We start from the raw sequence: 26,041 nt of genomic DNA, 5'->3' as shown, positions 1-26,041 counted from the left end.
GTTGGAAGGATTTGGCCCATGCGTCGTGCCAGTGTCGAGCGTAAAACCAAGGAAACAGATATCGCCGTTACCCTTTGCCTTGACGGCGAAGGCCGGGCGGAGATTGCCACCGGTATCGGCTTTTACGATCATATGTTGGAACAGCTTGCCCGCCATTCCCTGATGGATATCACCATCAAGGCCGAAGGTGATCTGCATATCGATGCTCATCATACGGTGGAAGATGTGGGCATTACCCTTGGTCTGGCGCTCAAGAAAGCGTTGGGCGAGCGGCGCGGTATCCGCCGCTATGGCCATGCTTATGTGCCCATGGATGAAACCCTGAGCCGGGTGGCGGTGGATATTTCCGGGCGGCCCTTTTTGGTGTGGAAACTGGCCTTCACGCAGGACCGCTTGGGGGAAATGGATACGGAATTGTTCGAAGAATTCGCCCGCGCCTTTGCTTTTGCCGCAGGTATAACGCTGCATGTGGAAAATCTCTATGGGCTGAACAATCACCATAAAATCGAATCCTGCTTCAAAGGATTGGCTATGGCCCTGCGGATGGCGGTGGAGCTTGATCCCCGTCGGGGCGATCAGATTGCCTCCACCAAGGGAACCATTGGCGGTTGATATGGCTCAAACGGTTTGTGTGATTGATTATGGCTCCGGCAATTTGCGCTCGGTGGCCAAATCTTTGGAGCGGGTGGCCGCGGAAGCGGATCTTGGGTGCCGTATTGTGGTCTCGGGCCAGACCAAAGACGTTTTGGAGGCCGATCATGTGGTGCTGCCCGGCGTTGGGGCTTTTGGCGATTGTTATGCCGGCTTATCCGCCATCGACGGCATGGTTGAAGCCATCACAGAGGTGGCCATAAACAAAGCGCGGCCCTTTTTGGGCATTTGCGTGGGCATGCAATTGATGGCCGAGATTGGCTTGGAGCATGGCCGTCATGCGGGCTTTGGCTGGTTTGAAGGCCAGGTGGAGCCTATTAAGCCAAAGGACCCGGCTTTGAAAGTGCCGCATATGGGCTGGAACGCTTTGGAGCTGACCGGTCAGGGGCAGGACCATCCGCTATTTGCCGGCATCAAGGCGGGGGATCACGCTTATTTTGTGCACAGCTATCATATGGCCTTGGCATCGGACCGTGATCTTTTGGCACAGGTACATCATGGGGCGGCATTAACGGCAGCCATCGGGCGCGATACTCTTGTCGGGGTGCAATTCCACCCTGAAAAAAGCCAAAAAACCGGCCTCAAATTGCTGCATAATTTTTTGGAATGGCGACCATGAACATCTATCCGGCGATTGATTTGAAAGAGGGCAAGGCCGTGCGCCTGTTGAAAGGCGAGATGGCCAAAGCCACCGTTTTCAATGACGATCCGGCGGCGCAGGCGCGAGACTTTGTGGCCGCGGGTTGCCAATGGCTGCATTTGGTGGATCTGGATGGGGCCTTTGCCGGACGGTCTGAAAATTCGCAGGCCGTGCAGTCGATATTGGCATCGGTGGATGTGCCGGTGCAGCTTGGCGGCGGTTTGCGCAGCATGGATAATATAGATCATTGGCTGGAATTGGGGGTGCGCCGGGTTATTCTTGGCACTGTGGCGGTAAAAACCCCCGATCTTGTGAAGGCGGCCTGTAAGGCGCATCCGGGCCGTATCGTTGTTGGTATTGATGCGCGGGGCGGCAAGGTGGCCACAGAAGGCTGGGCGCAAACTTCGCAAATGGATGCCGCCGATCTGGCAAAACGGTTTGAAGATGCGGGTGTCGAGGCGATCATTTTCACCGATATCGACCGCGACGGCATGTTGATGGGGGTAAATTGGCAGGCGGTGGCGGATCTGGCCGATGCGGTGACCATTCCGGTGATTGCATCTGGTGGCGTGCGTGATATGGCGGATGTGGAAAGCCTGCGCCTGATGGCCCACAAAACCACGGGGCGCATTGATGGTATGGTTATTGGCCGCGCCCTTTATGATGGGGCCATCGATTTGCGGGCGGCGCTTGAGGTTTTATCTGTACCATGTTGAAAACACGCATCATTCCCTGCCTTGATGTGAAAGACGGGCGGGTCGTCAAGGGCGTCAATTTCGTCGATCTGGTGGATGCGGGCGATCCGGTTGAACAGGCGCGGTTTTATGATGCGTCGGGCGCGGATGAGCTGTGTTTTCTCGATATCACCGCCAGCCATGAAAAGCGTGACACGCTGTTTGATGTGGTGGCTCGCACCGCCGAAATGTGTTTCATGCCGTTGACTGTGGGCGGCGGGGTGCGCTCGGCTGCGGATGTGCGGAAACTGCTTTTGGCCGGTGCGGATAAAATCGCCATCAACACGGCGGCGGTCACCAATCCGGAATTGATTGCCGAATTGGCGGAAAAATTTGGCTCCCAATGTATCACTGTGGCGGTGGATGCCAAGGCCGTGGGGCCGGATCGTTGGGAAATTTTCATCCATGGCGGGCGCACGCCCACCGGCATTGATGCCATTCAGTTCGCCAAACAGGCGGCAAGTTTGGGGGCCGGGGAATTGCTGGTCACCTCTATGGACCGCGATGGCACCCGCGCCGGTTTCGATCTGTCGCTTACCCGCAGCATTGCCGATGCGGTTCCTGTTCCGATTATCGCGTCAGGCGGCGTGGGCGGTCTCGATCATCTGGTGGACGGGGTCATGAAGGGCCATGCGTCTGCGGTGTTGGCGGCCTCGATCTTTCATTTTGGCGCGCATAGCGTGGCCGAAGCCAAGGCGCATATGGCGCGGGCTGGCATTGCGGTGCGGGAGGAATAAATGCCCGGAACAAAACAGACCGATTGGACGCCTTTGGACCAGCTTTTTGAAACCATCGAAAGCCGAAAAACGGCGGCTGCCGATGAAAGCTATGTGGCGCATCTTTACGCCAAGGGCCGTAAGAAAATCGCCCAAAAGCTGGGGGAAGAAGCGGTGGAAACAGCGCTGGCTGCAGTGTTGGATGATCGCCCGGATATGATTGCGGAATCCGCCGATCTGCTGTTTCACCTGCTGGTTTTATGGGCCGATGCGGGGCTTCATCCTTCGGATATTCTGGCCGAGCTTGCCCGCCGGGAAGGGCTTTCGGGCCTTGAGGAAAAAGCCCGTCGCCCTTCTTGAGGCGTTTTATAGCCGCCCTTCAATGGCATCCCAGACGAGGCCTGCCAGATTGGCTCCGTCGAAGCGGTCGATTTCCTGAATGCCTGTGGGGGATGTTACATTGATTTCGGTGAGATAATCACCAATCACATCGATGCCGACAAAGATCAGGCCGCGTTTTTTCAGTTCTGGCCCCAAACGGTCACAGATTTCCTGGTCGCGCTTGGTCAGGGTCGAAATTTCCGCCCGTCCACCCACATGCATATTGGATCGCGCTTCCCCTTCGGCGGGGACGCGGTTGATGGCCCCGGCCACTTCTCCGTCTATCAAGATGATACGCTTGTCGCCTTGGCGTACTTGCGGAATATAGCGCTGCACCATCACGGGTTCGCGGTAGATATCGGCGAACAATTCCAGCAATGAAGCCAGATTCTGATCGCCGGGTTGTAGCCGGAACACGCCAGCGCCGCCATTGCCGTAAAGCGGCTTGACGATGATGTCTTTATATTCCTCGCGGAAGGCCACCACCTCGTCTTTGCTGCGGGTGATCAAGGTGGGGGGCATCAGATCGTCGAAATGGGTGACAAACAGCTTTTCAGGGGCATCGCGCACAGACGCCGGATCATTCACCACCAGCGTTTCAGGGTGGATATGCTCCAGAATATGGGTGGCGGTGATATAGCCCAGATCAAATGGAGGGTCTTGCCGCATTAAAATCACGTCGAGGGCGGCCAGATCAAGGGTTTCATCGGCTCCCTTGCTCACATGATTGCCCGGTTCGCGCCGCAAATGGATGGCGCGTCCTTTGGCGGTAACGCGCTTTTGCCGCCAACTGAGATCATCGGGCAGATAATGATAAAGCGCATGGCCGCGCCTTTGAGCTTCAAGCCCCAGCGCAAAACTGCTGTCTCCATTGATGTCGACCGTTTCGATCGGGTCCATTTGAATGGCGACGTTTAACCCCATGATGATGCTCCGGAAAATGTTGCAAACACATCTATATAAGCGTGCTTTTAGCCTTGGGAAAGGGAAACGGCGGCGCTTTTCCCTTAAGCGCTTACAGATCCCCGACAGAGGCGCTTTGCCACGCATCAACAATATGGTGTGGCAGAGAAAAGGGCCGGATGATGATGGCATCAAAGCGCAGGGCAAAGGCGTGGAATTCTGGTTGCCGCGTAATAAAGGCCAAAGCGGCCCGGTGAAGGCGCCGGCGCTGGTTATGCGAAATGGCTTCCATGCCCAAGGCCAGATCCTGCCGTGCTTTCACTTCGATAAAAACAAGGGTATCGCCGCGCCTTGCAACCAGATCAAGCTCCCCCACAGGAGTGCGATAGCGCCGGGCAAGGATGCGGTAGCCTTTTATTTGCAAATAAAAGGCGGCCCAAAATTCGGCGGTGCGCCCGCGCTTTTCCGCCTGCTTGCGCGAAAGCCTTGAAGAGCGTTTGCCGGTTATGATGTCCCGTCCTCCATCTCCGCTTTGATCGCCAGTGCTTTTTGATAAACCGTGCGGCGCTTTTCCCCGGTCATCCATGAAACCGCTGCTGCGGCTTCCCGTACCGACAGGTCTTTTAAAGCCTTTCGCAATAAGGGGTCCAGATCGCCCGTTTCGATCTTTGTTGTTTCGGCGGGTGCAATAATGATGGCAATCTCGCCTTTGATGCGGCCTTCCTGGCCCGCATAATCCTGTGCCAATTCCAAAAGGCTGCCCCGGCGAATATCTTCATAGCGTTTGGTCAGTTCACGCAGATGGCCGCTTGCCGGTCGCCTAAAATATCTGCGAAATCGGTGAGCGCCGCCACTAGCCGATTGGGGCTTTCATATAAAACCAGAGTGGCCTCCAGCCGCTGATAGGGCGTGACAAACTGTTTGCGCGCCACGCTTTTGGGTGGGGAAAATCCCAAAAACATCACTTTGTCGGTGGGCAGGCCGCTGGCCGATACGGCCGCCACAAAGGCACAGGCTCCGGGAATGGGGATCACCCGATGGCCTTCGGCGCGGGCATCGGCCACCAAACGATAGCCAGGGTCGGAAATCAGCGGTGTTCCTGCATCCGATATCAGCGCGACCGCTTGCCCTTTCGCCAATGTGCTCAAAATTTTCGGGCCGGCAGACCGGGCATTATGATCGTGATAGGATAGCAACGGCTTTTTGATGCCATAATGGGTGAGAAGCTTCAGGCTGACCCGCGTATCTTCGCAAGCGATCAGATCCACGCTGGATAAAACTTCAAGGGCGCGGTGGCTGATATCCCCCAGATTGCCGATAGGTGTGGCCACGATATAAAGGCCGGGGGAGACCGGTGCATCTGTGCTGTCTTCAATGAAACGTGCCACGCTTTTGCCTTGTTGTTTGCGCCTATTTTGTATCAGAGCTAGCTTATGCCTGATAAAGCCTGCAAGGGTGATCTTTTTGGATTTTTGGAAAAGAACCGGATGCGCTATCTGATTGGAACCGCCGCCTTTTGTGCCAGTCTTTTACTGTCTGCCTGTGCCAGCGGGCCGCAAAGCCCGCCGTCTTCTGTGCCGTCAACGGATGCGCCGAAAGTGCTCTATGATGGGCCGGATGTAAAGCAAGGGCAGACCCCGATCGATGCGCCCGCGTTCGAGCCGATCCGCATTGGCTTGCTTTTGCCATTTTCCGGCCCGGCTGCCGATGTGGGGACGGCCATGCGCGATGCGGCGGCTTTGGCGCTTTTTGATGCCTATGATCCCCGGCTGGAATTGTTGCCCTTCGATACATTGGGAACGGCACAAGGCGCACAACGGGCCGCGCAACAGGCGCTGGATGCCGGCGTTAGCATTGTTTTGGGGCCGCTTTTGGCGCAATCGGTGGATGCGGCGGCCGGTGTTTTACGCACGCAAAATATTCCGTTGATAGGCTTTTCCAATGACAGCCATGTGGCGGGCGACGGTGTGTATCTGATGGGGTTCATGCCTGATCAGGATGTAAGACGCATCATTGCTTATGCGCGAAGCCAGGGCCATCAGCGCATGGCGGGGTTGGTGCCGCATTCGGCTTATGGTGACCGGGTGTTGGAAAGCTTTGGGCCTGCCGTGTTGGATATGGGCGGTGATTTGGTGTCTTTGGTTCGTTATGACCCTGATCCCGATCTGATGGCAGAGCCAGTGAAGCAATTGGCCCGCTATGATAGCCGCCGTGCCGCATATCTGGCGGAAGTGCGGGCGCTGGAAGCCTTGGGCGATGATCTGTCGAACGAGATTCTAAAGCGCTTGGAAAATCAGGAAACACTGGGCGAACCGGGATTTGATGCGCTGTTGCTGGCGGAGGGCGATCCCTTGTTGCGCTCTTTGGGGCCGCTTTTGCCTTATTATGAAATTGATCCACAGCGCGTACAGTTTTTGGGCACCGGCTTATGGGATGAACCCGCGCTGACCCGCGAACCGCCTTTGCGCGGCGCATGGTTTCCGGCTCCGGACCCGAAAGCCCCCCGTGATTTTTTGAAGCGTTATGAAACGGCTTATGGCAAATCCGGTCCGCGCATTGCCACTTTGGCTTATGACGGTATGGCGCTAATCGCCACTTTGGCACGCAATCCTTTGAAAGAAGAGCGCTTTTCTGCGGTTGTTCTAGAAAATCCGGCGGGGTTCACCGGCCTTGACGGGGCGTTTCGGTTTGGTGGCAACGGCGTGGCGCAAAGGCGGTTGGCGGTGCTGGAAATTCGCCGCACCGGCTTTCAGGTCATTGATTCTGCGCCTTCAGGCTTTCAGCGCCAAAGGCTGGGCCGTGTGGACTTCAACTTAAAAGACGACTCGTAAGGCTGTTGAGCAACAAGCGCCCGTCGGGGGTCGTTGCCAAATGCGTCGGGCTGTCGCAAAGCATGCCAAGATCGATCAGATCGGCCATGGCTTGTGGATTTACGGCTTGCTCTAAAGGGCGGCCCAAACGGGCGGCGAACAGCGCCTTGTCGATGCCTTTGGTCAGGCGCAGGCCCATCATTACCGCTTCTTCGCAGCGCTGGTCGGCGGTAACGGTTTCGGTATTTTCTGATCCATGGCCCTTGTTTTCCACCTGATCTAGCCAGGTTTCCGGGCGCTTTGATTGCTGAGTGGCAAGGGCTGCGCCTTCGGGCAAAGGCAACCGTCCGTGGGCGCCGGGGCCAATGCCCACATAATGGCCGGCTTGCCAATAGGCCAGATTGTGCCGCGATTCGGCACCCGGCTTGGCATAGTTGGAAATCTCATAGGGCAACAGGCCCTGCGCTTCTGCCAAATCTTCCGTCAGGGCGAACAAGTCGGCGGCCAGATCTTCATCGGGCAGATGAAATTCCCCCCGCGCATGGCGACGGAAAAAGGCTGTGTCTTGCTCGATGGTCAGCTGATAGGCTGAAAGATGCCCCGCATGGAATGATAAGGCGCGGGTCAATTCTTCTCGCCATTGGGCAAGGCTTTGTTCAGGGCGGGCGTAAATCAGGTCGAAAGACAGCTGGTCGAAGGTGGTACGGGCAATTTCAAGGGCGCGTAAGGCTTCATCCGCAGTATGTAACCGCCCCAAAAACCGCAAAGATGCATCATCAAGGGCCTGAACCCCCAAAGATACGCGGTTCACACCGGCGGAGCGATAGGCGGCAAACCGTGCCGCTTCTACGCTGGACGGATTGGCTTCTAGCGTGATTTCCAGATCATCTACGGTTGGCCAGAGTATTGCGGCTTCCTCGATGAGCGCTGCAACGGTTCGGGGATGCATCAAGGACGGTGTGCCGCCCCCGAAGAAAATGCTGTGCAGGATGTGGTTCGGCGTTTGTTGGGCGAAATGGCGCATATCCGCCAAAAGCGCTCGCCTCCAGCATCATGATCCACCTGCTCGCGTACATGGCTGTTGAAATCACAATAGGGGCATTTGCGCTCGCAAAAGGGCCAATGCACATAAAGCGCAAGAGGGGCGGCGGCATTTGCCTTAGTTTGCGCGGTCAAAGCAGGCTTTGAGCATTTTTTTAAAGGCGATGGCGCGGTGGTTGATGGCAAGTTTGTTCTCCGGATCCATCTCGCCAAAGCTGATATCATAGCCATGGGGGACAAAGATGGGATCATAGCCGAAACCGCGCGTACCCTTGGGCGGAAAACGCAACCGGCCTTCAATGATCCCTTCCACGTTTTCCACATGCCCGTCCGGCCATGCAAGGCTTAGCGCACAGGTGAAATGGGCGGCGCTTGGTGCACCGTCAAGTTTGCGCTCTATCTCTGCCATGGCCAAGGCGAAATCCTTGTCCGGCCCTGCCCAGCGGGCGGAATAGATTCCCGGAGCCCCCTGAAGCGCATCAACACAAAGCCCGGAATCGTCGGCCAAAGCCGCAATCCCGGAAGCGGTTGCTGCCGCACGTGCCTTCAAGTCGGCATTTTCAAGGAAGGTTTTCCCCGTTTCTTCAGGCTCTATAAGCCCCAGCTCATCCGCTGCTTGCACCTTGATGCCCAATGGGGTGAGCAAATTGCGGATTTCCCGTATTTTGCCGGGATTGTGGCTGGCCACGACGATGCGATGTTCGGTGAAGGCGCGGGGCATTTGTCCAATTCCCTTATTTCAGGCCCAAAACCCGCTTTTGTTCGGAAATGATGCGGTCACACCCAATGCGGGCCAACCGCATCAACCGCAAAAACTGTTCTTCGGAAAAAGGGGCTTCTTCAGCGGTGCCTTGAATTTCCACAATGCCGCCCGAGGCGGTGAGCACGAAATTGGCGTCGGTTTCTGCGGCGCTGTCTTCATCATAATCCAGATCAAGCACCGGATTGCCCTTATAAAGCCCGCAAGAGACGGCGGCCACCGGCTCGCGGATCGGCAGGGTTTCGATCAAACCGGCATCACGCATATAGCGCAGGCAATCCACCAAAGCCACAAAGCCCCCGCTGATGGCGGCGGTGCGGGTGCCACCATCGGCTTGCAAGACATCGCAATCGATGCGGATCTGGCGCTCGCCCAGACCTTCAAGTTCCATGATGGCGCGCAAGGACCGGCCAATAAGGCGCTGGATTTCCTGGGTGCGGCCCGATTGTTTGCCGCGTGCGGCTTCTCGGTCCATGCGGCTGTGGGTGGAGCGTGGCAACATGCCATATTCAGCCGTTACCCAGCCCTTGCCCGTATCGCGCAACCAATGGGGGGCGCGGGTTTCCAGACTGGCGGTGCATAACACATGGGTGTCGCCGAATTTCACAAGGCAAGACCCTTCGGCATGCTTGGAAAAACCGCGTAGAAGGCTCAAGGAACGCATTTCATCGGGGGCACGGCCGGACGGGCGCATAAGACGTCTCCAAAATATTGGCCGGACTGTCGGCAAAAGGGACAAGGGGACAGAGGTGACAGTTCGGCGGATGCTCGGTGGTTTTCCAAGATTTCCAGCCGTTGTCTAGCCGGTGCGGCCATGCGGCGTCCACCCCCTTGATTGACGAGGCGCGTCGGGGCCCTTACATGATTTAGACGAAGGAGAAAGGACGGGACCGGCATCATGCAGATCGGAAGACTGAACGATCGTTCGCGCGCGATCTTTCGTACCATTGTCGAATCCTATCTCGATACCGGTGATCCTGTGGGGTCTCGCACCATTTCGCGTCAGCCCGGCATTGACCTTTCGGCGGCTTCTATCCGCAATGTGATGGCCGATCTGGAAGAAACCGGTCTGATTTATTCTCCCCACACCTCGGCGGGTCGCGTGCCCACGGAACTGGGTCTGCGCCTGTTTGTGGATGGCCTGCTGGAAATCGGCAATCTTACGGATGAAGAGCGCGCCAATATTGATGTGCAATGTGCAGGGCAGGGGCGGCGGCGTGAAGATGTGTTGGCAGATGCCAGCAATCTTTTGTCGGGACTGAGCCATTGTGCCAGCCTTGTGATGGCCCCCAAAACCGAATCACCAGTGCGACATGTGGAATTTGTGCCGCTTCCGCCGGATCGGGCCTTGGTGGTGGTGGTGTCGGATGATGGCGCGGTGGAAAACCGGGTAATTACCCTTCCCAAAGGCTTGCCGCCCATTGCTTTGGTGCAGGCGGGAAATTATCTGAGCAACCGCTTCAAAGGCCGCACCTTTGAAGAGGCGCGTCAGGTGATTGAACGGGAATTGGCGCAGCAACAGGCAGAACTGGATGCGCTGACCAGCAAGGTGGTGGAAGAGGGGCTGGCCACATGGACGGGGGATGGCAATCCTTCGTTGATCGTGCGGGGGCGCGGCAATCTTTTGGAAAATGTGCGGGCGCTGGAGGATCTGGAGCGTATTCGTAAGCTGTTTGACGAACTGGAAACCAAGCAGGAACTGACGCGGCTGCTGGAATCGGCCCGCGATGCCGAAGGTGTGAAGATTTTTATTGGCTCTGAAAACAACCTTTTTTCACTTTCGGGTTCCTCCCTCGTCGTCTCTCCCTATATGAAGGGCGACAACAAGATCGTTGGCGTGATCGGTGTGATTGGTCCAACCCGGATCAATTATGCACGGATCATTCCGATGGTGGATTACACAGCCAAGGTTATCGGGCGGCTTTTATAAGGTGAAGCCCAAGACCCGGCTGTGATCTTAACGTAGCCATTGGTGTAAAAATTGGAGGCGGTCGAACGCTATGAGCGGATCGGACGAGAAAAACAGGCAGGACACTGCTTTTGAAAAGATGACGGACGCGCCAAACCCGGCGCCGACCGATAAAGTTGACGCCCATGAAGCGGACGGGAAAGCCGGGGATGCGGCACAGGATCAATCGCAACAGGGCGGTGCGGACGAAAAGGCCCGTATTGCAGCCCTTGAAGCCGAAGTGGAGACCTTGCGCGATGCCGCCATGCGGGCCCGTGCCGAGGTGGAAAATGTATTGCGGCGCACTGCAAAGGAAAAACAGGACGCCAGCGCCTATGCCATTTCCAGCTTTGCCCGCGATCTGTTGGCGGTTTCCGACAATCTGCGGCGCACCCTTGATGCCCTGCCCGCGTCGGCACGAGAGGATGGCACCTTGAAGGTGTTTGTGGACGGTGTGGAGATGACCGAGCGGGACTTGCTCTCGTCTTTTGAGCGGCACGGTATCAAGCGCATCGACCCCAAGGGCGAAAAATTCGATCACAATTTCCATCAGGCCATGGCCGAAGTGGAAACCGACGCTCAAGCGCCGGGAACGGTGGTGGATGTGTATCAGGCCGGCTATGTGATCCGGGATCGTCTGTTGCGCCCCGCCATGGTGACAGTGGCAAAAGCCGGTACGTCGAAGGCGGCTCAGGGTGTGGATACCACCGCCTGAGCAAATAAGTTTGCGAAAAGCGGAACAAGACTGACTTGCGGGGCTTAAACAGCGCCCCTATATGCAGAGGCGCGGGCCGGGATGTTGCCTCTTTAACCCTTGGGCGTTAAAGGACGCAGTTCGGTCTTATGAACAAAATCAACCTGATTGGGGGTCTGTGCGGGTGCATTGATGTGGCCCACCGGACCGGCTGAAGGAAAAGGTTAAACTTATGGGTAAAGTAATCGGAATCGATCTTGGCACCACCAATAGCTGCGTGGCTGTCATGGAGGGGAAGAACCCCAAAGTCATTGAAAATGCCGAAGGTGTGCGCACCACGCCTTCCATGGTGGCCTTCACGGAAGATGGCGAGCGGCTGGTGGGCCAGTCCGCCAAACGCCAGGCCGTGACCAATCCCAAGGATACGCTGTTTGCCATCAAACGTTTGATTGGCCGCACCTTTGCGGACCCGACCACCACCAAAGACAAAGAGATGGTGCCTTATTCCATCATCAATTCCGGCAATGGCGATGCTGGGTGGAAGCGCGCGGCGAGAAATATTCGCCGTCACAGATTTCTGCCTTCATTTTGCAAAAAATGAAAGAAACCGCCGAAAGCTATTTGGGTGAAACGGTGGATCAGGCGGTGATTACCGTCCCCGCTTATTTCAATGATGCCCAGCGTCAGGCCACCAAGGATGCCGGGAAAATCGCCGGTCTTGAAGTTCTGCGTATCATCAACGAACCGACGGCTGCGGCTCTTTCCTATGGCCTTGAAAAGGCTGAAGGCAAAACCATTGCCGTTTATGATCTTGGCGGCGGTACCTTCGATGTGTCCATTCTGGAAATCGGCGACGGCGTGTTCGAAGTGAAAGCCACCAATGGGGATACCTTCCTTGGCGGTGAAGATTTCGATCTGCGTATTGTTGATTATCTTGCCGACGAATTCAAAAAAGAAAACGGCATCGATCTGCGCGGCGACAAACTGGCTTTGCAGCGGCTGAAAGAAGCGGCGGAAAAAGCCAAGATCGAACTGAGCTCGGCCACGCAAACGGAAGTGAACCTGCCGTTCATCACCGCCGATCAGTCCGGCCCCAAGCATTTGACCATGAAATTAAGCCGCGCCAAGCTGGAATCGCTGGTGGAAGACCTGGTCAAGCGCACTTTGGACCCTTGCAAAAAAGCATTGAAGGATGCCGGGATCGCCGCCGGTGAAGTCGATGATGTGGTGCTTGTGGGCGGCATGACCCGTATGCCCAAAGTGCATGAGACGGTAAAATCCTTCTTTGGCCGCGATCCTCATAAGGGTGTGAATCCCGATGAAGTGGTGGCTCTTGGCGCTGCCATTCAGGCCGGTGTGTTGCAAGGCGATGTGAAGGATGTTCTGCTTCTTGATGTGACGCCGCTGTCTTTGGGTATTGAAACGCTGGGCGGTGTGTTCACACGCTTGATCGAACGCAACACCACCATCCCCACCAAGAAATCCCAGGTGTTTTCCACGGCGGAAGACAATCAGGGTGCGGTGACCATCCGGGTGTTCCAGGGCGAGCGTGAAATGGCCGCCGATAATAAACTGCTTGGCCAGTTTGATCTGGTGGGCTTGCCGCCTGCACCGCGCGGTGTGCCGCAGATTGAAGTGACCTTCGATATTGATGCCAATGGTATTGTCAATGTGTCGGCAAAAGACAAAGGCACGGGCAAGGAACAGCAGATCCGCATTCAAGCCTCGGGTGGTTTGTCGGATGCCGATATCGAACAGATGGTCAAGGACGCCGAAGCCCATGCGGCGGAAGACAAGCAGCGCCGGGAAATGGTGGAAGCCAAGAATCAGGCGGAAGCCCTTGTTCACCAGACAGAGAAAAACCTGTCCGAACATGGCGACAAGCTGTCTTCCGATGAAAAGGGTGCCATTGAAACGGCGGTCACAGAGCTGAAGTCGGCGCTTGAAGGCAATGATGCCGATGCCATCAAGCAAAAGACCGAAAGCCTGACACAGGCGTCTTTGAAGTTGGGTGAAGCCATTTACAAGGCGCAGCAAGGCGAAGCCGAGGGTGCACAGGCCAGTGATGCCCAGCAAGCCGATGCCGCCGCCAAGGCCTCTGAGGAAGAGGTGGTGGACGCCGACTTCGAAGAAGTTGACGACGACAAGAAATAAGCGTGCGCTTTGTTAGCAAAGCACAGCCAAAGCTTTAAAGGCGCCGTCGGTGTCCGTCCCAGACGGTGTGCCGGCGGCGTTGTTTCAGGCTTTGGGAAAAGAACAGAACGGATCGTTGCATGACTGAATGTTTTTACGAAACACTGGGTGTTGAGCGTGGCTCGGATGGGGCGACGATCAAGCGGGCCTACCGCAAGCTTGCCATGCAATATCATCCCGATCGCAATCCCAATGATGAAGCCGCGGAGCAGCGTTTCAAGGAAATCAGCGAGGCTTATGACATCTTGAAGGATGATCAGAAGCGCGCGGCCTATGATCGTTATGGCCATGCGGCCTTTGCCAATGGGCATGGCGGTGGCGCACAGGCGCGCGGCTTCGATGCGGACAGCTTTTCAGATATATTCGATCAGTTCTTTGGCGATATGATGGGCGGCGGCGGTGGCCGCGGACGGGGACAATCCTCGGCACGGCGCGGCGCCGATCTGCGCTTCAATCTGGAAATTTCCCTTGAAAGCGCCTTTCACGGGGTGACCGAAAATATCGAAGTGCCCACCAGCGTTTCCTGTGACGATTGTTCCGGCACCGGGGCCGAAGAAGGCTCCAGCCCGGAAATGTGCCCCGCCTGTCAGGGGGCAGGGAAAATCCGCACGGCGCAGGGCTTTTTCACAGTAGAGCGCACCTGTCCGGGCTGTAAGGGCGCGGGTCGGGTGATTTCCAGCCCGTGCAAAAGCTGCCATGGCATGGGTCGGGTGGAAAAAACGCGGCAATTGTCGGTGAAAATTCCCGCCGGTGTGGAAGAAGGCACCCGTATTCGCCTTGCTGGCGAAGGGGAAGCCGGATTCCGTGGCGGTCCTGCGGGCGATCTTTATATTTTCCTGTCCATCCGCCCGCATAAAGTGTTCGAGCGTGAAGGCACCACGGTTTATTGCGGCGTTCCCATTTCCATGCTGACAGCCACCTTGGGCGGCGAAATCGAAGTGCCCACCCTTGGCGGTGGCCGTGCCAAAGTGCGTATTCCCGAAGGCACCCAAACAGGGCGCCAGTTCCGTTTGCGCAATAAAGGTATGCCGCAGATCAACACGCCGATATATGGCGATATGATCATAGAAATCACGGTGGAAACGCCGGTGAATCTCACCAAGGCGCAAAAAGATACCCTGCGCGGTTTGGCCGATGAACTGGGCGAAAAACATATGCCGCAATCCACCGGCTTTTTCAGCAAGGTCAAGGGTCTGTGGGATGATCTGACCGATTGACCGACAGAGAGCCAAAGCGAGATAAGAAGGGGGCGCCGGTGATCAGAATTGGGCTTTTGGGGATCAGCGGGCGCATGGGCCAGGCGCTTTTGAAAGCGGTTCTGGACTGTCCCGAAGCGGTGCTATCCGGCGGTGTTGCGCGGCCCGGCTCCCCTGATGTGGGGCGGGCATTGATGGCCCTTGATGGCACGCCTCTTGATCTTTGCATCAGCGATGATGCCTCTGCTTTATTCGCGCAATCCGATGTGGTGATTGATTTCACCGCCCCCAAGGCCAGCCTGACCCATGCCCGGTTGGCGGCTACACATAAGACCCCGCTTGTTGTGGGCAGCACCGGCTTTGATCCCGACCAACAAGCGGCGATGGATCAGGCAACGGCGTATATTGCGCTGTTGCAGGCGGCCAATTTCTCTTTGGGTGTCAATCTTTTGCACTCTCTGGTGCGGCAGGCGGCACAGGCGCTTGGGCCGGAATTCGATATTGAAATTCTGGAAATGCACCACCGCCATAAGGCGGACGCGCCCTCTGGCACAGCTTTGGCTTTGGGGGAAGCGGCAGCGTCTGGCCGGGGCATTGATCTTGCCAGCCATTCGGATCGGGTGCGCGACGGGATCACCGGCCCGCGTACCGAAGGCCATATCGGCTTTGCCACCTTGCGCGGCGGGGATGTGGCGGGTGAACATGCGGTTCTCTTTGCAGGCGCGGGGGAGCGCATCACGCTTTCGCATCAGGCCTCGGACCGTATGGTCTTTGCACGCGGAGCGGTAAAAGCGGCGTTATGGCTGGTTGGCAAAAAGGCCGGACAGTATGACATGATGGATGTGTTGGGGCTGAAGGCCTGACAGCGAAAACGGGGGGATTTCATGCCGATGGTCATCGATAGCCTTATTGCGGGGCTGCCGGATTTTCTTGCCCAGTCCGCCACCTGTTTTGCCGTTCTGATTTTTGGGCTGGTCATTTATATGTGGATGACACCCCATAAGGAAATGGCCCTGATCCGGGATGGAAACAGTGCGGCCAGCCTCAGCCTTGGCGGCGCAATTCTTGGTCTTTCCCTGCCTTTGGCCTTTACGCTTGCCGGGTCGATCAGTGTTTTTGATATGGCGGTTTGGGGCGTGGTGACATTGGTTCTCCAGCTTTTGGCGTTTCGGGTGATGGATCTGGTTTTGAAGGACCTGTCCGCGCGCATTGAACGGGGCGAAATGGCTGCCGCCATTCTTCTGGTCAGTGCAAAACTTGCCACGGCCATGGTCAATGCCGCCGCAATCAGTGTTTGACGGATATGCTGCGCCGGTTTGAACTGCTCGGTTATGCCTTGGTCGTGATCCTGATCGTGATCTGGCAAATAGAAGATCAGGAACCGCAGGAGCGGCGGCCACGTCCGGCACCGGGCTATGAGGCTCCTTCCCCGCCGCCCTCTTCGCCGCGTGGCACCATCATAACCATCGATGCGGAGCGTAAAACCGGCAATAGCGTTGGCACGGCCTATGCCATTTCGCGGCAGGGCCTGTGGCTGACAGCGGCCCATGTGGCCCGCGATTGTGAGCGCATGGCGTTGCTCACCGGCCCCAATAAGGGCATCGGGGTCCAAAATTTTTGGGTGCATCCGCACTATGATCTTGCCATCCTTCAGACTCGGCCTTTCGGTCAGATCTCTTTGCAAGGGGCTGATACTCTTCCGACGCGGGGGGATCTGGGCTTTCATATGGGATTTCCCAGCGGCAAGCCCGGTGATGTGATGTCCCGTAAAATGAGCCAGGGGCAGATGCGGACGCGGGGCTATGTTCAACGTCTGGAGCCCGTCGATATTTGGGCGGAGCGTGCCCGCATCCCCGATAGCCTTGCCACATTGGGCGGAATCAGCGGCGGTCCGGTGTTCAATGCACAGGGGCAGGTGGTGGGCTCAACGGTGGCGTCTACCGTGCGGCGCGGGCGAATTTATACAACCCCTATCGCATCCTTGCTGGATATGTTGGATTTTGCCGGGAAACGCTGGGGCAATCAGGGGCAGCCCGCCAGTGCAAAAGGCCTGACCGAACGCGATTTCGTCGCCACCGGCAATCGCTTGCGAAAAAACCGGGCGGTGATGCAGGTTTATTGCCAGATCACATAAGTGGCGGGCGGCCTGCCTTTTTGCGCTCAAGGGCGGCCATAAGGGCCTGTGCCAAGCTCCGCCGCTCCGTGGGGCTTAAAGCCTCTCCCACAAAAACCCGGCGATCCCGTTCGCTCAGTTTTACGCGCACGGATTTGGCGGGCTTTTCATCTTCCAATAAGGTGACAGCGACCCATGCGGGCTGGAAGGCCCAGTTTTGCACATGGCCGCGCCAGCTGACGCGGGTGACCACCAGCATTTGGTCTGTCAATTGGATGGCTTCAAACGCCCGTGCTGTAACATAAGACAGCTTCAGCGCCCCCCATAGCAGCCCCGCATCCAGCACAAAGAAGATCGCCACCGGCCAGGCGTTCAGGGTTAAAAACCGTAGCACAGCCAAAGCAGAAAAGACGGCCACCAGAATAAGGGTCAGCCGGTAATTATGCGGGGCCAAGGACCGGTGTGGGCGGATCACCGCGTCGAACCACAAGGGGGCGTTTGTTTCCAGCCCTGCCATGCGCCGTTCTTTACGGCTCAGGGGAAGGACCTGGACCAGTTTGCTTGCCGTGGGATTATGACTGTTCATAGACAAATCCTTCTCAAGGCGCTTAGGGTCGGGCTGTTTGTCATTCTCCGATCAAGGAAGCCAGCAAAGCCATGCCCAGCCGTTTGATGCCCAAGGCCGATATCGAAGCGCTGTTTGCGCGTTTCGAAGCCGCCAACCCGCACCCTCAAACTGAGCTGAACTATACCAGCCCCTTTACCCTTTTGGTGGCGGTGGTTTTATCAGCCCAAGCCACGGATGCCGGGGTGAACAAGGCCACCAAAGAATTGTTTGCCGCCGCCCCCACGCCACAGGCCATGTGTGCGCTGGGTGAAGAGGAGATTCGGCAGCACATCAAAACCATCGGCTTGTTCAACACCAAGGCGAAGAACGTTTTTGCCCTGTCGAAAATACTGGCAAAAGACTATGGCGGCACTGTGCCAAAAGATCGCGCTGCCCTGGAAGCCCTGCCCGGTGTTGGGCGTAAAACCGCCAATGTGGTGCTGAATGTGGCTTTTGGCGAGCCGACAATGGCCGTGGACACCCATATATTCCGATTGGCCAACCGGCTGGGGCTGGCACCGGGGAAAACGCCGCGGGCGGTGGAAGATGGGCTGTTAAAGCGCATCCCCGCCCGCTATATGCGCCACGCCCATCATTGGCTGATCTTGCATGGCCGCTATATCTGCAAGGCCCGCAAGCCCGAATGTGCCCGTTGTCTGGTGCGGGATCTGTGTCGTTATCCCGATAAAACCGGCTGATCCCTTTCGTTCGTTACCACTGTGCCTGCGGGATCAATTGGGCCATGCAGCCTTGCGGGTTCAATGTCTCGCCCGCACGGTTGCGCGCTTCGATATATTGGGTGCGGAAATGCGTGCCGGGCTGCGGTTCATATAAAAACACATCCAGAACACAATCCGCGTCTTCATCGAGATATTGCATTATTTGTGTGCGGTCTTCGCGGCGCACAAGGGTAGGCTCGCCCATCAATTCCTGAATTTCAAGGGCACTCAGCCCCAAAAGGCGGCCCGCATCGGGAAGGCTGGGGGGGGCGGCCATTTCCGGTGCATTTGCGGGCGGTAAAGCCGCCACGATCTTTGGCGGCGCGTCGGTTTCGGTTTTCGCAAGAGGTGGAGTGTCTTTTTCCAGCCCAAGGGCAGCGCAGGCCGACAAGGCCGCCGACAAACCGGCCAAAAGGCAAAGCCGCAGGGCGGCGGGGTGCTTGTGGCGCAAAAAAGCAAGAGACCGTTTCATAAAGCCGGCTCCTGTTGTGCGCGGGAGGCATGGAACAGATGCACCATCATGGCTATGCCCAGGACCGGTGCGATCAGATTGACCAGCGGGATCATGAACAACAGCGCAATTCCAAGCCCCCCCATCAGGCCCGGTCGCGCCGTGATTTGCGCAGGCGGCCCGCATCGCGCAAGCTGGCATGGCGCACCGCCACCATTTCAAAATATTCGCGGCCCAGAAGATAGCTGTTCAGCGCCAAATATAAGATCAGCGTGCCAAATCCGGTGAACAGCAAGGCCAGATAAAAAGGCAAGGCCACCATATTCACCACAATGATCAGCACAGACAAACGCACCGCCAGCCAGATGGCCTCTATCAGCGGCGACCGCCGCCAGCCGGCAGCCTGCGGATAATGCTTTGCTTCCACCGCATCCACCACATCATCAAGGAAAAAGCTGGTAATGGTGGTCATGACGGCGGGGAAAAGCAGCCACAAAACCAATAAAAACAAAATCGGCAGCCCAAGGCCGGCCAGCCAATCCATCGCGCTATCCAGCCAGCCAATGCCGCTTTCAGGGATCAATGGCAGCAACGCAATCATGCCGGCCAATATGGCGGCGAACACCAAAGCGGAAAGCCCCAATCCCAGTATAATCACCCGCCGGAATGCCGGGTCGCCCAATTGGTTCAAGGCAAGGCCCATGGCCTTATCATCATCATTTTCATGCTCGTTTTTTGTTCACGCTGTCGATAGCCCAGCATAGCGGATTACACGAAAATGTCAGCCGCTTGGCTTCACGCGCCGGATGGTTATACTCCGCCGTCAAATTTCAGTCTTGAGGCCATGATCACGCGGACGATGTTATGGCCCCCATTGGGAGCGAACAGGTGACGGACAAACAGCTTGATATGATCGGGATTGGCAATGCCATTGTGGATGTGTTGGCCCGTGCCGATGATGGCTTTCTAGAGACTCATGCCATTCAAAAGGGCGGAATGACGCTGATAGATGCCGATCGCGCGGGCCTGCTTTATAGTGCGATGGGCCCCGGTATCGAGGTTTCAGGCGGTTCTGTTGCCAATTCAACGGCGGGATTTGCCGCTTTGGGTGGTCGATCGGGCTTTATCGGCAAGGTGAAGGATGATCAATTGGGGCAGGTCTTTGCCCATGATATCCGCGCCACAGGGGTCGAATTCAAAACATCCATGGCGAAAGACGGCGATCCCACGGCGCGGTGCCTGATCATGGTCACGCCCGATGGCCAGCGCAGCATGAACACCTATCTTGGAGCGACACAAGGCCTGACGGAAGCGGATATCGATCCCGCTTATATCGCCAGCGCCGAAGTGGTCTATCTGGAGGGCTATTTATGGGACCCGGTCGAAGCCAAAAAGGCTTTTTTGAAAGCCATGCGCGTTGCCCATGAAGCCGGAACCAAGGTGGCGCTGAGCTTGTCGGATTCCTTTTGTGTTGATCGTTATCGCAGTGAATTTCTCGATCTGGTGGACAATCATGTGGATATTTTGTTCGCCAATGAGGACGAGATCAAATCGCTTTATCAAACAAAAGATTTCGATCAGGCCTTGCAAACCCTGGGCAACAAGGTGGATCTGGCGGCCCTTACCCGCTCGGAAAAAGGCTCGGTGGTGGTGAAGGGTCAGGAGGTGCATGTGATCGATCCGGTTCCGGTGGCCAAGGTGGTGGATGCCACCGGTGCGGGCGATCTTTATTCCGCCGGTTTTCTTTATGCGTGGGCCCGCGGCGGCGATGCCCATCAGATGGGCCGGGTGGCATCGCATTGCGCATCGGAGATTATTTCCCATTATGGGGCGCGTCCGGAAACCGATCTCAAGGCGGTGGTGGCCGATGTGATGGCGTCTTAGACGGATAATCAGTGAAAGGCGGGCAGTAAAAACAGCCCGATCACAGCCAAAAGCCCCACGGCCCACACAGCCGTGCGGCCATAGCCCCAATCGCGCAGATAGGCGGGGATGTAAAGCACACGGGCCGCGATGAACGTTACGGCCAGCCCATCGCGCCAGAGAGGGTCGGCCTCAAGGATATGTGCCATGATCACGGCAGCGGCAAAGGGCCCAAAGGCTTCCATCATATTGAGATGCGCGCCATAAGCCCGCATCGCTTGACCCTTTAGCCGCGCTTGCTGGGCGCGCGGTTCTAAAATGTCATAACGCCCTTCTTGGGCCAGCGTACTTTTCAGCAGCGGCCCGCGCGGTGCGTAGATCAGAAGGAAGGCCGCCAGCAAGCACCATGCGGCAAGGGTCATGCCTTTGTCCCTGCTTGCACCAACATCGGGCCAAGGGGGCGGCCACCGAAAATATGAATGTGCAAATGCGGCACTTCCTGGTGGCTGTTGGGTCCGTGATTGGCCAGAATACGGTAGCCGTCTTTTGCCAGATCAAGGGACCGGGCCACATGACCCACGGCCCGGAAAAATCCGGCAATCAGGTCGGCGGGTGCGCTTTGGGTGAAATCCTCCATGGATTGATATGGCCCTTTTGGAATCACCAGAACATGCACCGGCGCTTGCGGATTGATGTCGTGAAAGGCAAGGGCATAGTCATCTTCATAGATGGTGTTTGCCGGGATCTCGCCGCGCAGGATGCGGGCAAAGATATTGGTGTCGTCATAGGCCATGAAACCCTCCTTCTAGTCTTGGCGTAAACCATCCCCCCAATGGGCTATGGCAGCAAGAAAAAATCCGCGATGATTGACCTTTGAAGGCCAATCCCTACAGAGTATCGCAAAAGCCAGACGACAAAAGGGGGGCGGTGCGTGGTCGCACATATCAATACAGTGGCCTTTGCCGGGATCGAGGCAAAGCCGGTGGATGTTCAGGTGCAAGTCAGCAATGGCATGGCCGGATTTACAATTGTGGGGCTGCCCGATAAAGCGGTGGGCGAATCGCGCGAACGGGTGCGGTCTGCCTTGGCGGCGGTGGGCTTGGCCTTGCCGCCCAAGCGCATCACCGTCAATCTGTCGCCCGCCGATTTGCCAAAGGAAGGCAGCCATTATGATTTGCCCATCGCTTTAGGCCTGATGGCGGCCATGGAGGTGCTGGATCGCGAAGATATGGCGGGGCTTTTGGCGCTGGGGGAATTGTCCTTGGATGGCAAGATAAGCGCCGTGCCCGGCGTGCTGCCCGCCGCCATTGCCGCATCCGGCCTTGATTTGGCGTTGGTCTGTCCGGCGGCCCAAGGGGGCGAAGCGGCGTGGGCAGGGGATCTGGATATTTTAGCGGCCCCTGATTTGCTGAGCTTGGTTAATCATTTGAAAGGAAGCCAGATTTTATCGCGGCCAGAAGCGGCCTTGGCGGATATGGACGGCAGCTTGCCCGATTTGCGCGATATCAAGGGTCAGGAGCTGGCCAAACGCGCCTTGGAAATCGCGGCAGCGGGCGGCCATAATTTGTTGATGATGGGGCCACCCGGATCGGGGAAATCCATGCTGGCGGCAAGGCTTCCTTCAATCTTGCCGCCCTTGTCGGCCAGAGAAGCACTGGAGGTGTCGATGGTGGCCTCCGTTGCCGGGATGCTGGATGGTGGGGCCATCAGCCGCCGACGCCCCTTCCGCAGCCCGCATCATTCGGCATCCATGCCTGCTTTGGTGGGCGGCGGCGCACGGGCCAAACCCGGCGAGGTCAGTTTGGCGCATATGGGGGTGCTGTTTTTGGATGAGTTGCCGGAATTTCCCCGCGCCACTTTGGAAAGTCTGCGCCAGCCCATTGAAACCGGCAAGGCGGTGGTGTCGCGGGCCATGGCCCATGTGACCTATCCGGCGCGGTTCCAGCTTGTGGCGGCGATGAATCCTTGCCGGTGCGGGCATCTGGACGATGCGGCGCTGGCCTGTGCCCGTGCGCCGCGCTGTGCCGCCGATTATCAGGCGAAAATCTCCGGTCCATTGTTTGATCGCATTGATCTGCACATCGATGTGCCCGCCGTATCGGCTCTGGATCTAACATTACCGTCCCCTGCGGAAGGGTCGGCGGATGTGGCAAAGCGTGTGGCGGCGGCCCGCACCCTTCAACGGGACCGCTTTCAAGCCATGGGAGAACCGGATCTGTTGACCAATGCGCAAGCGGATGGCGATATTCTGGGCCGGATTGCCCGCCCCGATGAAGCGGGTCGGGCGCTTTTGGAAAAAGCCATCGGCCAGATGCGCTTGTCGGCGCGGGGATATCACCGGATTTTGCGGGTGGCGCGCACCTTGGCGGATATGGACGGCGCGGCGGATATTCGCCGCGCCCATATTGCCGAAGCCCTTAGTTTTCGCCGTATCGCCCCGGCCTTCAATGCTGCCTAGAGAAGAGCGATGGCCAAAACCAGTTGGCAGATAAATCCGATGGCGAAAAATATGGTGCGGACGACCGGCAGGCCCATCAGATAAACCAGATAATGCCCCAGCCGCGCGAAAAAATAGATCTGTGCGGCAAAGATGGTGACACCACTGCTATTGCCTGTCAGGGCTACCAGAAGCACCAGCGGCGCGAATACTGCCAGATTTTCTACTGCATTGAGATGAGCGCGTTTGGCCCGTTGCGCCCATGGGGCGGCTGCCGGTGCGGCGTGCTGGCCATCCATCAAGGCTTTGACTGTGCCTTGTTCCATCAAGAGCTGTAAAATATAAGGCAGCCACAAGAAAGCCGTGAAAAGGCATGTGAGCAAAAGCCAATAGAGCTCTGCGGATAAAGGCAGTGTGAAGGCGGCTGGATTGTTCATGATTATTCCCCCAATGGCCCATGTTTCAAGCACTATGACGCGCCGGATGTGATGCGGCAAGGGCTGGAAGTGGCAAGCACAGAATGCCGCCTAGAGACGATCAGTAGGGCGGAGGTTATTTTTAACCTTCTCAACTTTGGTGCGGCCTTCTACTGTGCAGGCTCATGATCGCACCGGACTCGCATATGTCACAAAACACGGCCCCAATGAAGGCACGCTATGTGCTGCCCGCCCGGATCGCAGAAGCCTTTGGCGCAGGGTCGGTGTATCTGGAACGCCGGGTTCTGGCCTTTTTGTTTTTCGGTTTTGCCAGCGGCCTGCCCCTTGGCCTTGTGGGGGAAACCTTTCGCATTCGCCTGACCGATGCCGGGGTGGATTTCGGCACCATTGGCCTTACCAGCCTGATCGGCACCGCCTATGCCATCAAGTTTTTATGGGCACCATTTGTGGATCAGATCCCCCTTGGCCCGCTGACCCGCCGCCTTGGGCAAAGGCGCGGCTGGATGGCGGCCAGCCTTGTTGTTTTGCTGGCATTGATGGTGCCTTTGTCACTGGTGGATCCCGGCGATGCTTTGATGGTCAGTATCTTGTTGGCGGTTGGTGTCGCTTTTGCCTCGGCCAATTTCGATATTGTGGTGGATGCCTACCGCATCGAATATCTGAGCGACCGGCAATTGGCCGGTGGGTCCGCTGTCCATGCCACCGCTTGGTATCTGGGGGCGCGGCTGGCGGCAGGGGTGCTGGTTTTGTGGATGGCCGACTGGGCCGGCTGGGAGACGGCCTATCTGGTGGCCAGCCTGACATTGTTCCTTGGCTTGTTGGCGGTCTTGATGAATGGCGAGCCAGAGCGCAAGGCCGATGAGGCGCTGGCCGAACGTCAGGCGGAAATCGACCGGTTCTTAGAGAAAAAAGCGCATCTAAGCGGGCCGTTGGAACAGGCTTTGGCGCGGCTTTATGTGCTGGTGGCCGGTCCGTTCATTGATCTGGTGCGGCGTTATTCATGGACCTTGCTGCCAGTGCTGGCCTTTGTGGTGTTGTTTAAATTCCAGGATGCCTTTGCGGGGGCCTTGTCGGGGCCGTTTGTGCGGGATCTGGGCTATGAAAAAACCACCATTGCCTTTGTGTATAAGGGCTTTGGGTTGGGGGCCGTTTTTATCGGCATGTTCGTTGGTGGCCTGATGATGAGCGGCTTGGGCCTTGTGCGTGCTTTGTGGATTGCCGCCGCCTTGCAAATCGTCTCCAATTTCGGATTTTCATGGCTTTACTGGATGAGCGAGCTTTTGAGCACTGGCCAGCATTGGGTGATGATGAAGACCGTGGGGCCTGCATTGGCTGCTGAATCTTCGGCCAGGATAATCGATGCGCAATGGGGCTGGCTGGCTTTGGTGATCGGTTTCGAGAATTTTGCCTCCGGCATGGGCAATGCCCTTTTCATTGTTTTCCTTTCCAGACTGGTCAGCGACGCTTATACCGCCACTCAATATGCTTTGTTGTCGGCGGTGGCGCTGGTGGCGCGGACCTTTTTGGCGGCCCCTGCGGGCTTTGTGGCTGACGGCATTGGCTGGTTTTATTTTTTCATCCTGTCCGGAATAGTGGGCGTGCCGGGATTGTTGTTGCTGTGGATTTTGTCGCGTGGATCAAGCCTTAAGCGGACAAATCTTCGCGGCGCAACATAGGTTTGGGTTGAGATACTGTCTTGAAAAGGCCACACTGCTGGCTAATAGCGCGGTTCTGGGAACGTTGGGGAATCGCAGAATGTGGGTCCACGTCCTCATGGCACTTCGTAATGAAACTGTCTCTATAAGGGCTTAAAAGCGCGTTATGGATTATTCCGGAAAAGAGACCGTCGTCGCCGCTCAAACATTGGCGAATGCCGATTATTATGCCCGCTCCGGCCCTTTGGAGGTGCGGTGCTCGCGCAGTGAAGAGGAAATTCTGGAAGCACAAAGGCTGCGCTACCATATTTTCTATGAGGAAATGTCGGCGCAACCGACATTGGACATGCAAAGACAGCGCCGCGATATGGATGCCTATGATCCGCTCTGTGATCATTTGCTGGTGATCGACCATTCCAAGCCGCGCGGCGAACAGGTGGTGGGCACCTACCGGTTATTGCGCCAGCGTGTGGCGGAACTGCATGACGGCTTTTATTCAGCGCAGGAATATGACCTTGGCCCCTTGATGGGCGAGCGCTTCCAGACCCATATGGGCAAGGGAGGCCAGCTTTTGGAGCTTGGGCGCTCTTGCGTGCACCGCGATTACCGTACAAATACCACCATCACCCTCTTGTGGAAGGGCATTGCGGGCTATCTGGCAGAGCATGATATCGCTTATATGTTCGGCTGTGCCTCTTTGCACGGCACCGATCCCGAAAGCCTGAAATTACCGCTGTCTTATCTTTATCACGAGCATCTGTGCCCGGCGGATTTCATGGTGCGCGCGGTGCCGGATCGTTTCGTGGATATGAACATGCAATCCCGTGATGGCATGGATATCCGCATGGCGCGCCGTGCCTTGCCGCCCTTGATCAAAGGGTATTTGCGGTTGGGTTGTTTTATCGGCGATGGCGCGGTGGTGGATTATCAGTTCGGCACCACCGATGTGTTTATTCTGTTGCCGGTAGAGCGGGTGACCAAGCGTTATTCCGTGCGCTTTGGCACACCGGGCGCGGTGAATGATGGTGACGGCGATCCGGATGTCGCCGCCATTGGGGAATAAGGCGCATGCGCCCCTTTTCCTTTTTCTGT

At 57.1% G+C, this 26,041-nt stretch carries 30 protein-coding genes and 2 pseudogenes; 18 read left to right on the top strand and 14 right to left on the bottom strand.

Annotation, left to right across the window (positions count from 1 at the left end):
• Positions 1-18 precede the first annotated feature (18 nt).
• Genes hisB through JCM17844_RS05050 form a run of 5 tightly spaced genes read left to right on the top strand, consistent with a single transcriptional unit; the run spans position 19 to position 3,101 of the window.
• Positions 19-612, top strand: a complete 594-nt coding sequence (gene hisB / locus JCM17844_RS05070) for an imidazoleglycerol-phosphate dehydratase HisB (protein WP_149999958.1) — start codon at positions 19-21, stop codon at positions 610-612.
• 1 nt (position 613) lies between these two features.
• Positions 614-1,270, top strand: coding sequence for an imidazole glycerol phosphate synthase subunit HisH (hisH, locus tag JCM17844_RS05065; RefSeq protein ID WP_149999957.1), 657 nt, complete (start codon positions 614-616; stop codon positions 1,268-1,270).
• Positions 1,267-2,007, top strand: coding sequence for a 1-(5-phosphoribosyl)-5-[(5-phosphoribosylamino)methylideneamino]imidazole-4-carboxamide isomerase (gene hisA, locus JCM17844_RS05060; RefSeq protein WP_149999956.1), 741 nt, complete (start codon positions 1,267-1,269; stop codon positions 2,005-2,007). The genes hisH and hisA overlap by 4 nt, the downstream gene beginning before the upstream one ends.
• The gene (gene hisF / locus JCM17844_RS05055) at positions 2,001-2,762 is read left to right on the top strand and encodes an imidazole glycerol phosphate synthase subunit HisF (protein WP_149999955.1); all 762 of its coding nucleotides are present in this window, start codon (positions 2,001-2,003) and stop codon (positions 2,760-2,762) included. The genes hisA and hisF overlap by 7 nt, the downstream gene beginning before the upstream one ends.
• Positions 2,763-3,101 (top strand): phosphoribosyl-ATP diphosphatase, encoded by a 339-nt coding sequence (locus JCM17844_RS05050; RefSeq protein WP_149999954.1) that lies wholly within the window; start codon positions 2,763-2,765, stop codon positions 3,099-3,101. It begins immediately after the preceding gene.
• A gap of 6 nt (positions 3,102-3,107) precedes the next feature.
• On the opposite strand, the gene gshB is transcribed toward JCM17844_RS05050, so the two are convergent.
• The 4 genes from gshB to rsmI form a co-directional block, all read right to left on the bottom strand.
• On the bottom strand, positions 3,108-4,046 hold the full coding sequence (gene gshB, locus JCM17844_RS05045) for a glutathione synthase (RefSeq protein WP_149999953.1): 939 nt from the start codon (positions 4,044-4,046) through the stop codon (positions 3,108-3,110).
• 91 nt (positions 4,047-4,137) lie between these two features.
• Positions 4,138-4,611 (bottom strand): YraN family protein, encoded by a 474-nt coding sequence (locus tag JCM17844_RS05040; RefSeq protein WP_149999952.1) that lies wholly within the window; start codon positions 4,609-4,611, stop codon positions 4,138-4,140.
• Positions 4,530-4,778, bottom strand: coding sequence for a hypothetical protein (locus JCM17844_RS14490; RefSeq protein WP_210431406.1), 249 nt, complete (start codon positions 4,776-4,778; stop codon positions 4,530-4,532). Before JCM17844_RS14490 ends, JCM17844_RS05040 begins: the two co-directional genes overlap by 82 nt.
• 35 nt (positions 4,779-4,813) lie before the next feature.
• Complete coding sequence (gene rsmI / locus JCM17844_RS05035) at positions 4,814-5,413, bottom strand: 16S rRNA (cytidine(1402)-2'-O)-methyltransferase (protein ID WP_210431405.1); 600 nt, start codon at positions 5,411-5,413, stop codon at positions 4,814-4,816.
• A 45-nt stretch (positions 5,414-5,458) separates the two neighbouring features.
• Between rsmI and JCM17844_RS05030 the strand changes: the two genes are divergently transcribed.
• Entirely contained in the window at positions 5,459-6,856 is a 1,398-nt protein-coding gene (locus tag JCM17844_RS05030) for a penicillin-binding protein activator (RefSeq protein WP_149999951.1), read from the top strand.
• On the opposite strand, the pseudogene hemW reads toward JCM17844_RS05030, so the two are convergent.
• From hemW to rph, 3 genes and pseudogenes are all read right to left on the bottom strand, one after another.
• A pseudogene (gene hemW, locus JCM17844_RS05025) lies at positions 6,834-8,062 on the bottom strand (radical SAM family heme chaperone HemW). The gene JCM17844_RS05030 and the pseudogene hemW sit on opposite strands and share 23 nt — an antisense overlap.
• Positions 7,995-8,597: an RdgB/HAM1 family non-canonical purine NTP pyrophosphatase gene (rdgB, locus tag JCM17844_RS05020; RefSeq protein WP_149999950.1), complete on the bottom strand. Its 603-nt coding sequence runs from the start codon at positions 8,595-8,597 to the stop codon at positions 7,995-7,997. The pseudogene hemW and the gene rdgB overlap by 68 nt, the downstream one beginning before the upstream one ends.
• Positions 8,598-8,610: 13 nt before the next feature.
• On the bottom strand, positions 8,611-9,330 hold the full coding sequence (rph, locus tag JCM17844_RS05015) for a ribonuclease PH (protein WP_149999949.1): 720 nt from the start codon (positions 9,328-9,330) through the stop codon (positions 8,611-8,613).
• A gap of 204 nt (positions 9,331-9,534) precedes the next feature.
• Between rph and hrcA the strand changes: the two genes are divergently transcribed.
• The 7 genes and pseudogenes from hrcA to JCM17844_RS04980 all read left to right on the top strand — a co-directional run bounded on the left by hrcA (position 9,535) and on the right by JCM17844_RS04980 (position 16,801).
• The gene (hrcA, locus tag JCM17844_RS05010) at positions 9,535-10,566 is read left to right on the top strand and encodes a heat-inducible transcriptional repressor HrcA (RefSeq protein WP_149999948.1); all 1,032 of its coding nucleotides are present in this window, start codon (positions 9,535-9,537) and stop codon (positions 10,564-10,566) included.
• A 70-nt stretch (positions 10,567-10,636) separates the two neighbouring features.
• Positions 10,637-11,299, top strand: coding sequence for a nucleotide exchange factor GrpE (gene grpE / locus JCM17844_RS05005; protein ID WP_210431403.1), 663 nt, complete (start codon positions 10,637-10,639; stop codon positions 11,297-11,299).
• A gap of 211 nt (positions 11,300-11,510) precedes the next feature.
• Positions 11,511-13,432, top strand: a pseudogene (gene dnaK / locus JCM17844_RS05000) (molecular chaperone DnaK).
• Between the two features lie 119 nt (positions 13,433-13,551).
• Positions 13,552-14,688, top strand: a complete 1,137-nt coding sequence (gene dnaJ / locus JCM17844_RS04995) for a molecular chaperone DnaJ (protein ID WP_149999947.1) — start codon at positions 13,552-13,554, stop codon at positions 14,686-14,688.
• Positions 14,689-14,729: 41 nt separating this feature from the next.
• Positions 14,730-15,530, top strand: a complete 801-nt coding sequence (gene dapB / locus JCM17844_RS04990) for a 4-hydroxy-tetrahydrodipicolinate reductase (protein WP_150000174.1) — start codon at positions 14,730-14,732, stop codon at positions 15,528-15,530.
• A gap of 21 nt (positions 15,531-15,551) precedes the next feature.
• A complete protein-coding gene (locus JCM17844_RS04985) occupies positions 15,552-15,965 on the top strand; it encodes a DUF350 domain-containing protein (RefSeq protein WP_149999946.1) in 414 nt (137 codons plus the stop codon).
• A 5-nt stretch (positions 15,966-15,970) separates the two neighbouring features.
• Positions 15,971-16,801, top strand: coding sequence for a S1 family peptidase (locus JCM17844_RS04980; RefSeq protein WP_149999945.1), 831 nt, complete (start codon positions 15,971-15,973; stop codon positions 16,799-16,801).
• On the opposite strand, the gene JCM17844_RS04975 is transcribed toward JCM17844_RS04980, so the two are convergent.
• A complete protein-coding gene (locus JCM17844_RS04975; RefSeq protein WP_149999944.1) occupies positions 16,794-17,366 on the bottom strand; it encodes a DUF2244 domain-containing protein in 573 nt (190 codons plus the stop codon). The genes JCM17844_RS04980 and JCM17844_RS04975 overlap by 8 nt on opposite strands.
• 71 nt (positions 17,367-17,437) lie before the next feature.
• Here JCM17844_RS04975 and nth point away from each other — a divergent pair, with 71 nt between their 5' ends.
• Positions 17,438-18,085: an endonuclease III gene (nth, locus tag JCM17844_RS04970; protein ID WP_210431401.1), complete on the top strand. Its 648-nt coding sequence runs from the start codon at positions 17,438-17,440 to the stop codon at positions 18,083-18,085.
• 13 nt (positions 18,086-18,098) lie between these two features.
• Here nth and JCM17844_RS04965 read toward each other — a convergent pair whose 3' ends face one another.
• From JCM17844_RS04965 to JCM17844_RS04960, 3 genes are read right to left on the bottom strand one after another with little or no spacing between them, the layout of a single operon-like run.
• Positions 18,099-18,578, bottom strand: coding sequence for a hypothetical protein (locus tag JCM17844_RS04965; RefSeq protein WP_149999943.1), 480 nt, complete (start codon positions 18,576-18,578; stop codon positions 18,099-18,101).
• Complete coding sequence (locus JCM17844_RS16425; protein ID WP_268885072.1) at positions 18,575-18,703, bottom strand: hypothetical protein; 129 nt, start codon at positions 18,701-18,703, stop codon at positions 18,575-18,577. The genes JCM17844_RS04965 and JCM17844_RS16425 overlap by 4 nt, the downstream gene beginning before the upstream one ends.
• On the bottom strand, positions 18,703-19,260 hold the full coding sequence (locus JCM17844_RS04960; RefSeq protein WP_149999942.1) for an EI24 domain-containing protein: 558 nt from the start codon (positions 19,258-19,260) through the stop codon (positions 18,703-18,705). The genes JCM17844_RS16425 and JCM17844_RS04960 overlap by 1 nt, the downstream gene beginning before the upstream one ends.
• Before the next feature lie 161 nt (positions 19,261-19,421).
• Here JCM17844_RS04960 and JCM17844_RS04955 point away from each other — a divergent pair, with 161 nt between their 5' ends.
• On the top strand, positions 19,422-20,441 hold the full coding sequence (locus JCM17844_RS04955; protein WP_210431400.1) for an adenosine kinase: 1,020 nt from the start codon (positions 19,422-19,424) through the stop codon (positions 20,439-20,441).
• Positions 20,442-20,449: 8 nt separating this feature from the next.
• On the opposite strand, the gene JCM17844_RS04950 is transcribed toward JCM17844_RS04955, so the two are convergent.
• The gene (locus JCM17844_RS04950; protein ID WP_149999941.1) at positions 20,450-20,842 is read right to left on the bottom strand and encodes an MAPEG family protein; all 393 of its coding nucleotides are present in this window, start codon (positions 20,840-20,842) and stop codon (positions 20,450-20,452) included.
• On the bottom strand, positions 20,839-21,213 hold the full coding sequence (locus tag JCM17844_RS04945; RefSeq protein WP_149999940.1) for a histidine triad nucleotide-binding protein: 375 nt from the start codon (positions 21,211-21,213) through the stop codon (positions 20,839-20,841). The genes JCM17844_RS04950 and JCM17844_RS04945 overlap by 4 nt, the downstream gene beginning before the upstream one ends.
• 138 nt (positions 21,214-21,351) lie before the next feature.
• On the opposite strand from JCM17844_RS04945, the gene JCM17844_RS04940 reads away from it, so the two are divergent.
• Complete coding sequence (locus tag JCM17844_RS04940) at positions 21,352-22,878, top strand: YifB family Mg chelatase-like AAA ATPase (protein ID WP_149999939.1); 1,527 nt, start codon at positions 21,352-21,354, stop codon at positions 22,876-22,878.
• Here JCM17844_RS04940 and JCM17844_RS04935 read toward each other — a convergent pair.
• The gene (locus tag JCM17844_RS04935; RefSeq protein ID WP_210431399.1) at positions 22,875-23,294 is read right to left on the bottom strand and encodes an MAPEG family protein; all 420 of its coding nucleotides are present in this window, start codon (positions 23,292-23,294) and stop codon (positions 22,875-22,877) included. The genes JCM17844_RS04940 and JCM17844_RS04935 overlap by 4 nt on opposite strands.
• Positions 23,295-23,479: 185 nt before the next feature.
• Between JCM17844_RS04935 and JCM17844_RS04930 the strand changes: the two genes are divergently transcribed.
• Both JCM17844_RS04930 and JCM17844_RS04925 read left to right on the top strand, forming a co-directional pair.
• Entirely contained in the window at positions 23,480-24,970 is a 1,491-nt protein-coding gene (locus JCM17844_RS04930) for an AmpG family muropeptide MFS transporter (protein ID WP_210431398.1), read from the top strand.
• A 145-nt stretch (positions 24,971-25,115) separates the two neighbouring features.
• Positions 25,116-26,012, top strand: a complete 897-nt coding sequence (locus JCM17844_RS04925) for a GNAT family N-acetyltransferase (protein WP_149999937.1) — start codon at positions 25,116-25,118, stop codon at positions 26,010-26,012.
• Positions 26,013-26,041: the final 29 nt, after the last annotated feature.

The organism is Iodidimonas gelatinilytica, assembly GCF_008579125.1.
GTDB lineage: Bacteria > Pseudomonadota > Alphaproteobacteria > Sphingomonadales > Rhodothalassiaceae > Iodidimonas > Iodidimonas muriae.
Note: the sequence above shows the minus strand (reverse complement) of the source record. Positions and strands in the feature narration are given on the sequence as shown.

What these genes read in the sequence shown, in the direction of transcription:
- hisB (WP_149999958.1), top strand. Translation starts at nt 19, where the DNA reads ATGCGTCGTGCCAGTGTCGAGCGTAAAACCAAGGAAACAGATATCGCC.
- hisH (WP_149999957.1), top strand. Translation starts at nt 614, where the DNA reads ATGGCTCAAACGGTTTGTGTGATTGATTATGGCTCCGGCAATTTGCGC.
- hisA (WP_149999956.1), top strand. Translation starts at nt 1,267, where the DNA reads ATGAACATCTATCCGGCGATTGATTTGAAAGAGGGCAAGGCCGTGCGC.
- hisF (WP_149999955.1), top strand. Translation starts at nt 2,001, where the DNA reads ATGTTGAAAACACGCATCATTCCCTGCCTTGATGTGAAAGACGGGCGG.
- JCM17844_RS05050 (WP_149999954.1), top strand. Translation starts at nt 2,763, where the DNA reads ATGCCCGGAACAAAACAGACCGATTGGACGCCTTTGGACCAGCTTTTT.
- gshB (WP_149999953.1), bottom strand. Translation starts at nt 4,046, where the DNA reads ATGGGGTTAAACGTCGCCATTCAAATGGACCCGATCGAAACGGTCGAC.
- JCM17844_RS05040 (WP_149999952.1), bottom strand. Translation starts at nt 4,611, where the DNA reads ATGGATGACCGGGGAAAAGCGCCGCACGGTTTATCAAAAAGCACTGGC.
- JCM17844_RS05030 (WP_149999951.1), top strand. Translation starts at nt 5,459, where the DNA reads ATGCCTGATAAAGCCTGCAAGGGTGATCTTTTTGGATTTTTGGAAAAG.
- rdgB (WP_149999950.1), bottom strand. Translation starts at nt 8,597, where the DNA reads ATGCCCCGCGCCTTCACCGAACATCGCATCGTCGTGGCCAGCCACAAT.
- rph (WP_149999949.1), bottom strand. Translation starts at nt 9,330, where the DNA reads ATGCGCCCGTCCGGCCGTGCCCCCGATGAAATGCGTTCCTTGAGCCTT.
- hrcA (WP_149999948.1), top strand. Translation starts at nt 9,535, where the DNA reads ATGCAGATCGGAAGACTGAACGATCGTTCGCGCGCGATCTTTCGTACC.
- grpE (WP_210431403.1), top strand. Translation starts at nt 10,637, where the DNA reads ATGAGCGGATCGGACGAGAAAAACAGGCAGGACACTGCTTTTGAAAAG.
- dnaJ (WP_149999947.1), top strand. Translation starts at nt 13,552, where the DNA reads ATGACTGAATGTTTTTACGAAACACTGGGTGTTGAGCGTGGCTCGGAT.
- JCM17844_RS04985 (WP_149999946.1), top strand. Translation starts at nt 15,552, where the DNA reads ATGCCGATGGTCATCGATAGCCTTATTGCGGGGCTGCCGGATTTTCTT.
- JCM17844_RS04980 (WP_149999945.1), top strand. Translation starts at nt 15,971, where the DNA reads ATGCTGCGCCGGTTTGAACTGCTCGGTTATGCCTTGGTCGTGATCCTG.
- JCM17844_RS04975 (WP_149999944.1), bottom strand. Translation starts at nt 17,366, where the DNA reads ATGAACAGTCATAATCCCACGGCAAGCAAACTGGTCCAGGTCCTTCCC.
- nth (WP_210431401.1), top strand. Translation starts at nt 17,438, where the DNA reads ATGCCCAGCCGTTTGATGCCCAAGGCCGATATCGAAGCGCTGTTTGCG.
- JCM17844_RS04965 (WP_149999943.1), bottom strand. Translation starts at nt 18,578, where the DNA reads ATGAAACGGTCTCTTGCTTTTTTGCGCCACAAGCACCCCGCCGCCCTG.
- JCM17844_RS16425 (WP_268885072.1), bottom strand. Translation starts at nt 18,703, where the DNA reads ATGGGGGGGCTTGGAATTGCGCTGTTGTTCATGATCCCGCTGGTCAAT.
- JCM17844_RS04960 (WP_149999942.1), bottom strand. Translation starts at nt 19,260, where the DNA reads ATGGGCCTTGCCTTGAACCAATTGGGCGACCCGGCATTCCGGCGGGTG.
- JCM17844_RS04955 (WP_210431400.1), top strand. Translation starts at nt 19,422, where the DNA reads ATGGCCCCCATTGGGAGCGAACAGGTGACGGACAAACAGCTTGATATG.
- JCM17844_RS04950 (WP_149999941.1), bottom strand. Translation starts at nt 20,842, where the DNA reads ATGACCCTTGCCGCATGGTGCTTGCTGGCGGCCTTCCTTCTGATCTAC.
- JCM17844_RS04945 (WP_149999940.1), bottom strand. Translation starts at nt 21,213, where the DNA reads ATGGCCTATGACGACACCAATATCTTTGCCCGCATCCTGCGCGGCGAG.
- JCM17844_RS04935 (WP_210431399.1), bottom strand. Translation starts at nt 23,294, where the DNA reads ATGAACAATCCAGCCGCCTTCACACTGCCTTTATCCGCAGAGCTCTAT.
- JCM17844_RS04930 (WP_210431398.1), top strand. Translation starts at nt 23,480, where the DNA reads ATGTCACAAAACACGGCCCCAATGAAGGCACGCTATGTGCTGCCCGCC.
- JCM17844_RS04925 (WP_149999937.1), top strand. Translation starts at nt 25,116, where the DNA reads ATGGATTATTCCGGAAAAGAGACCGTCGTCGCCGCTCAAACATTGGCG.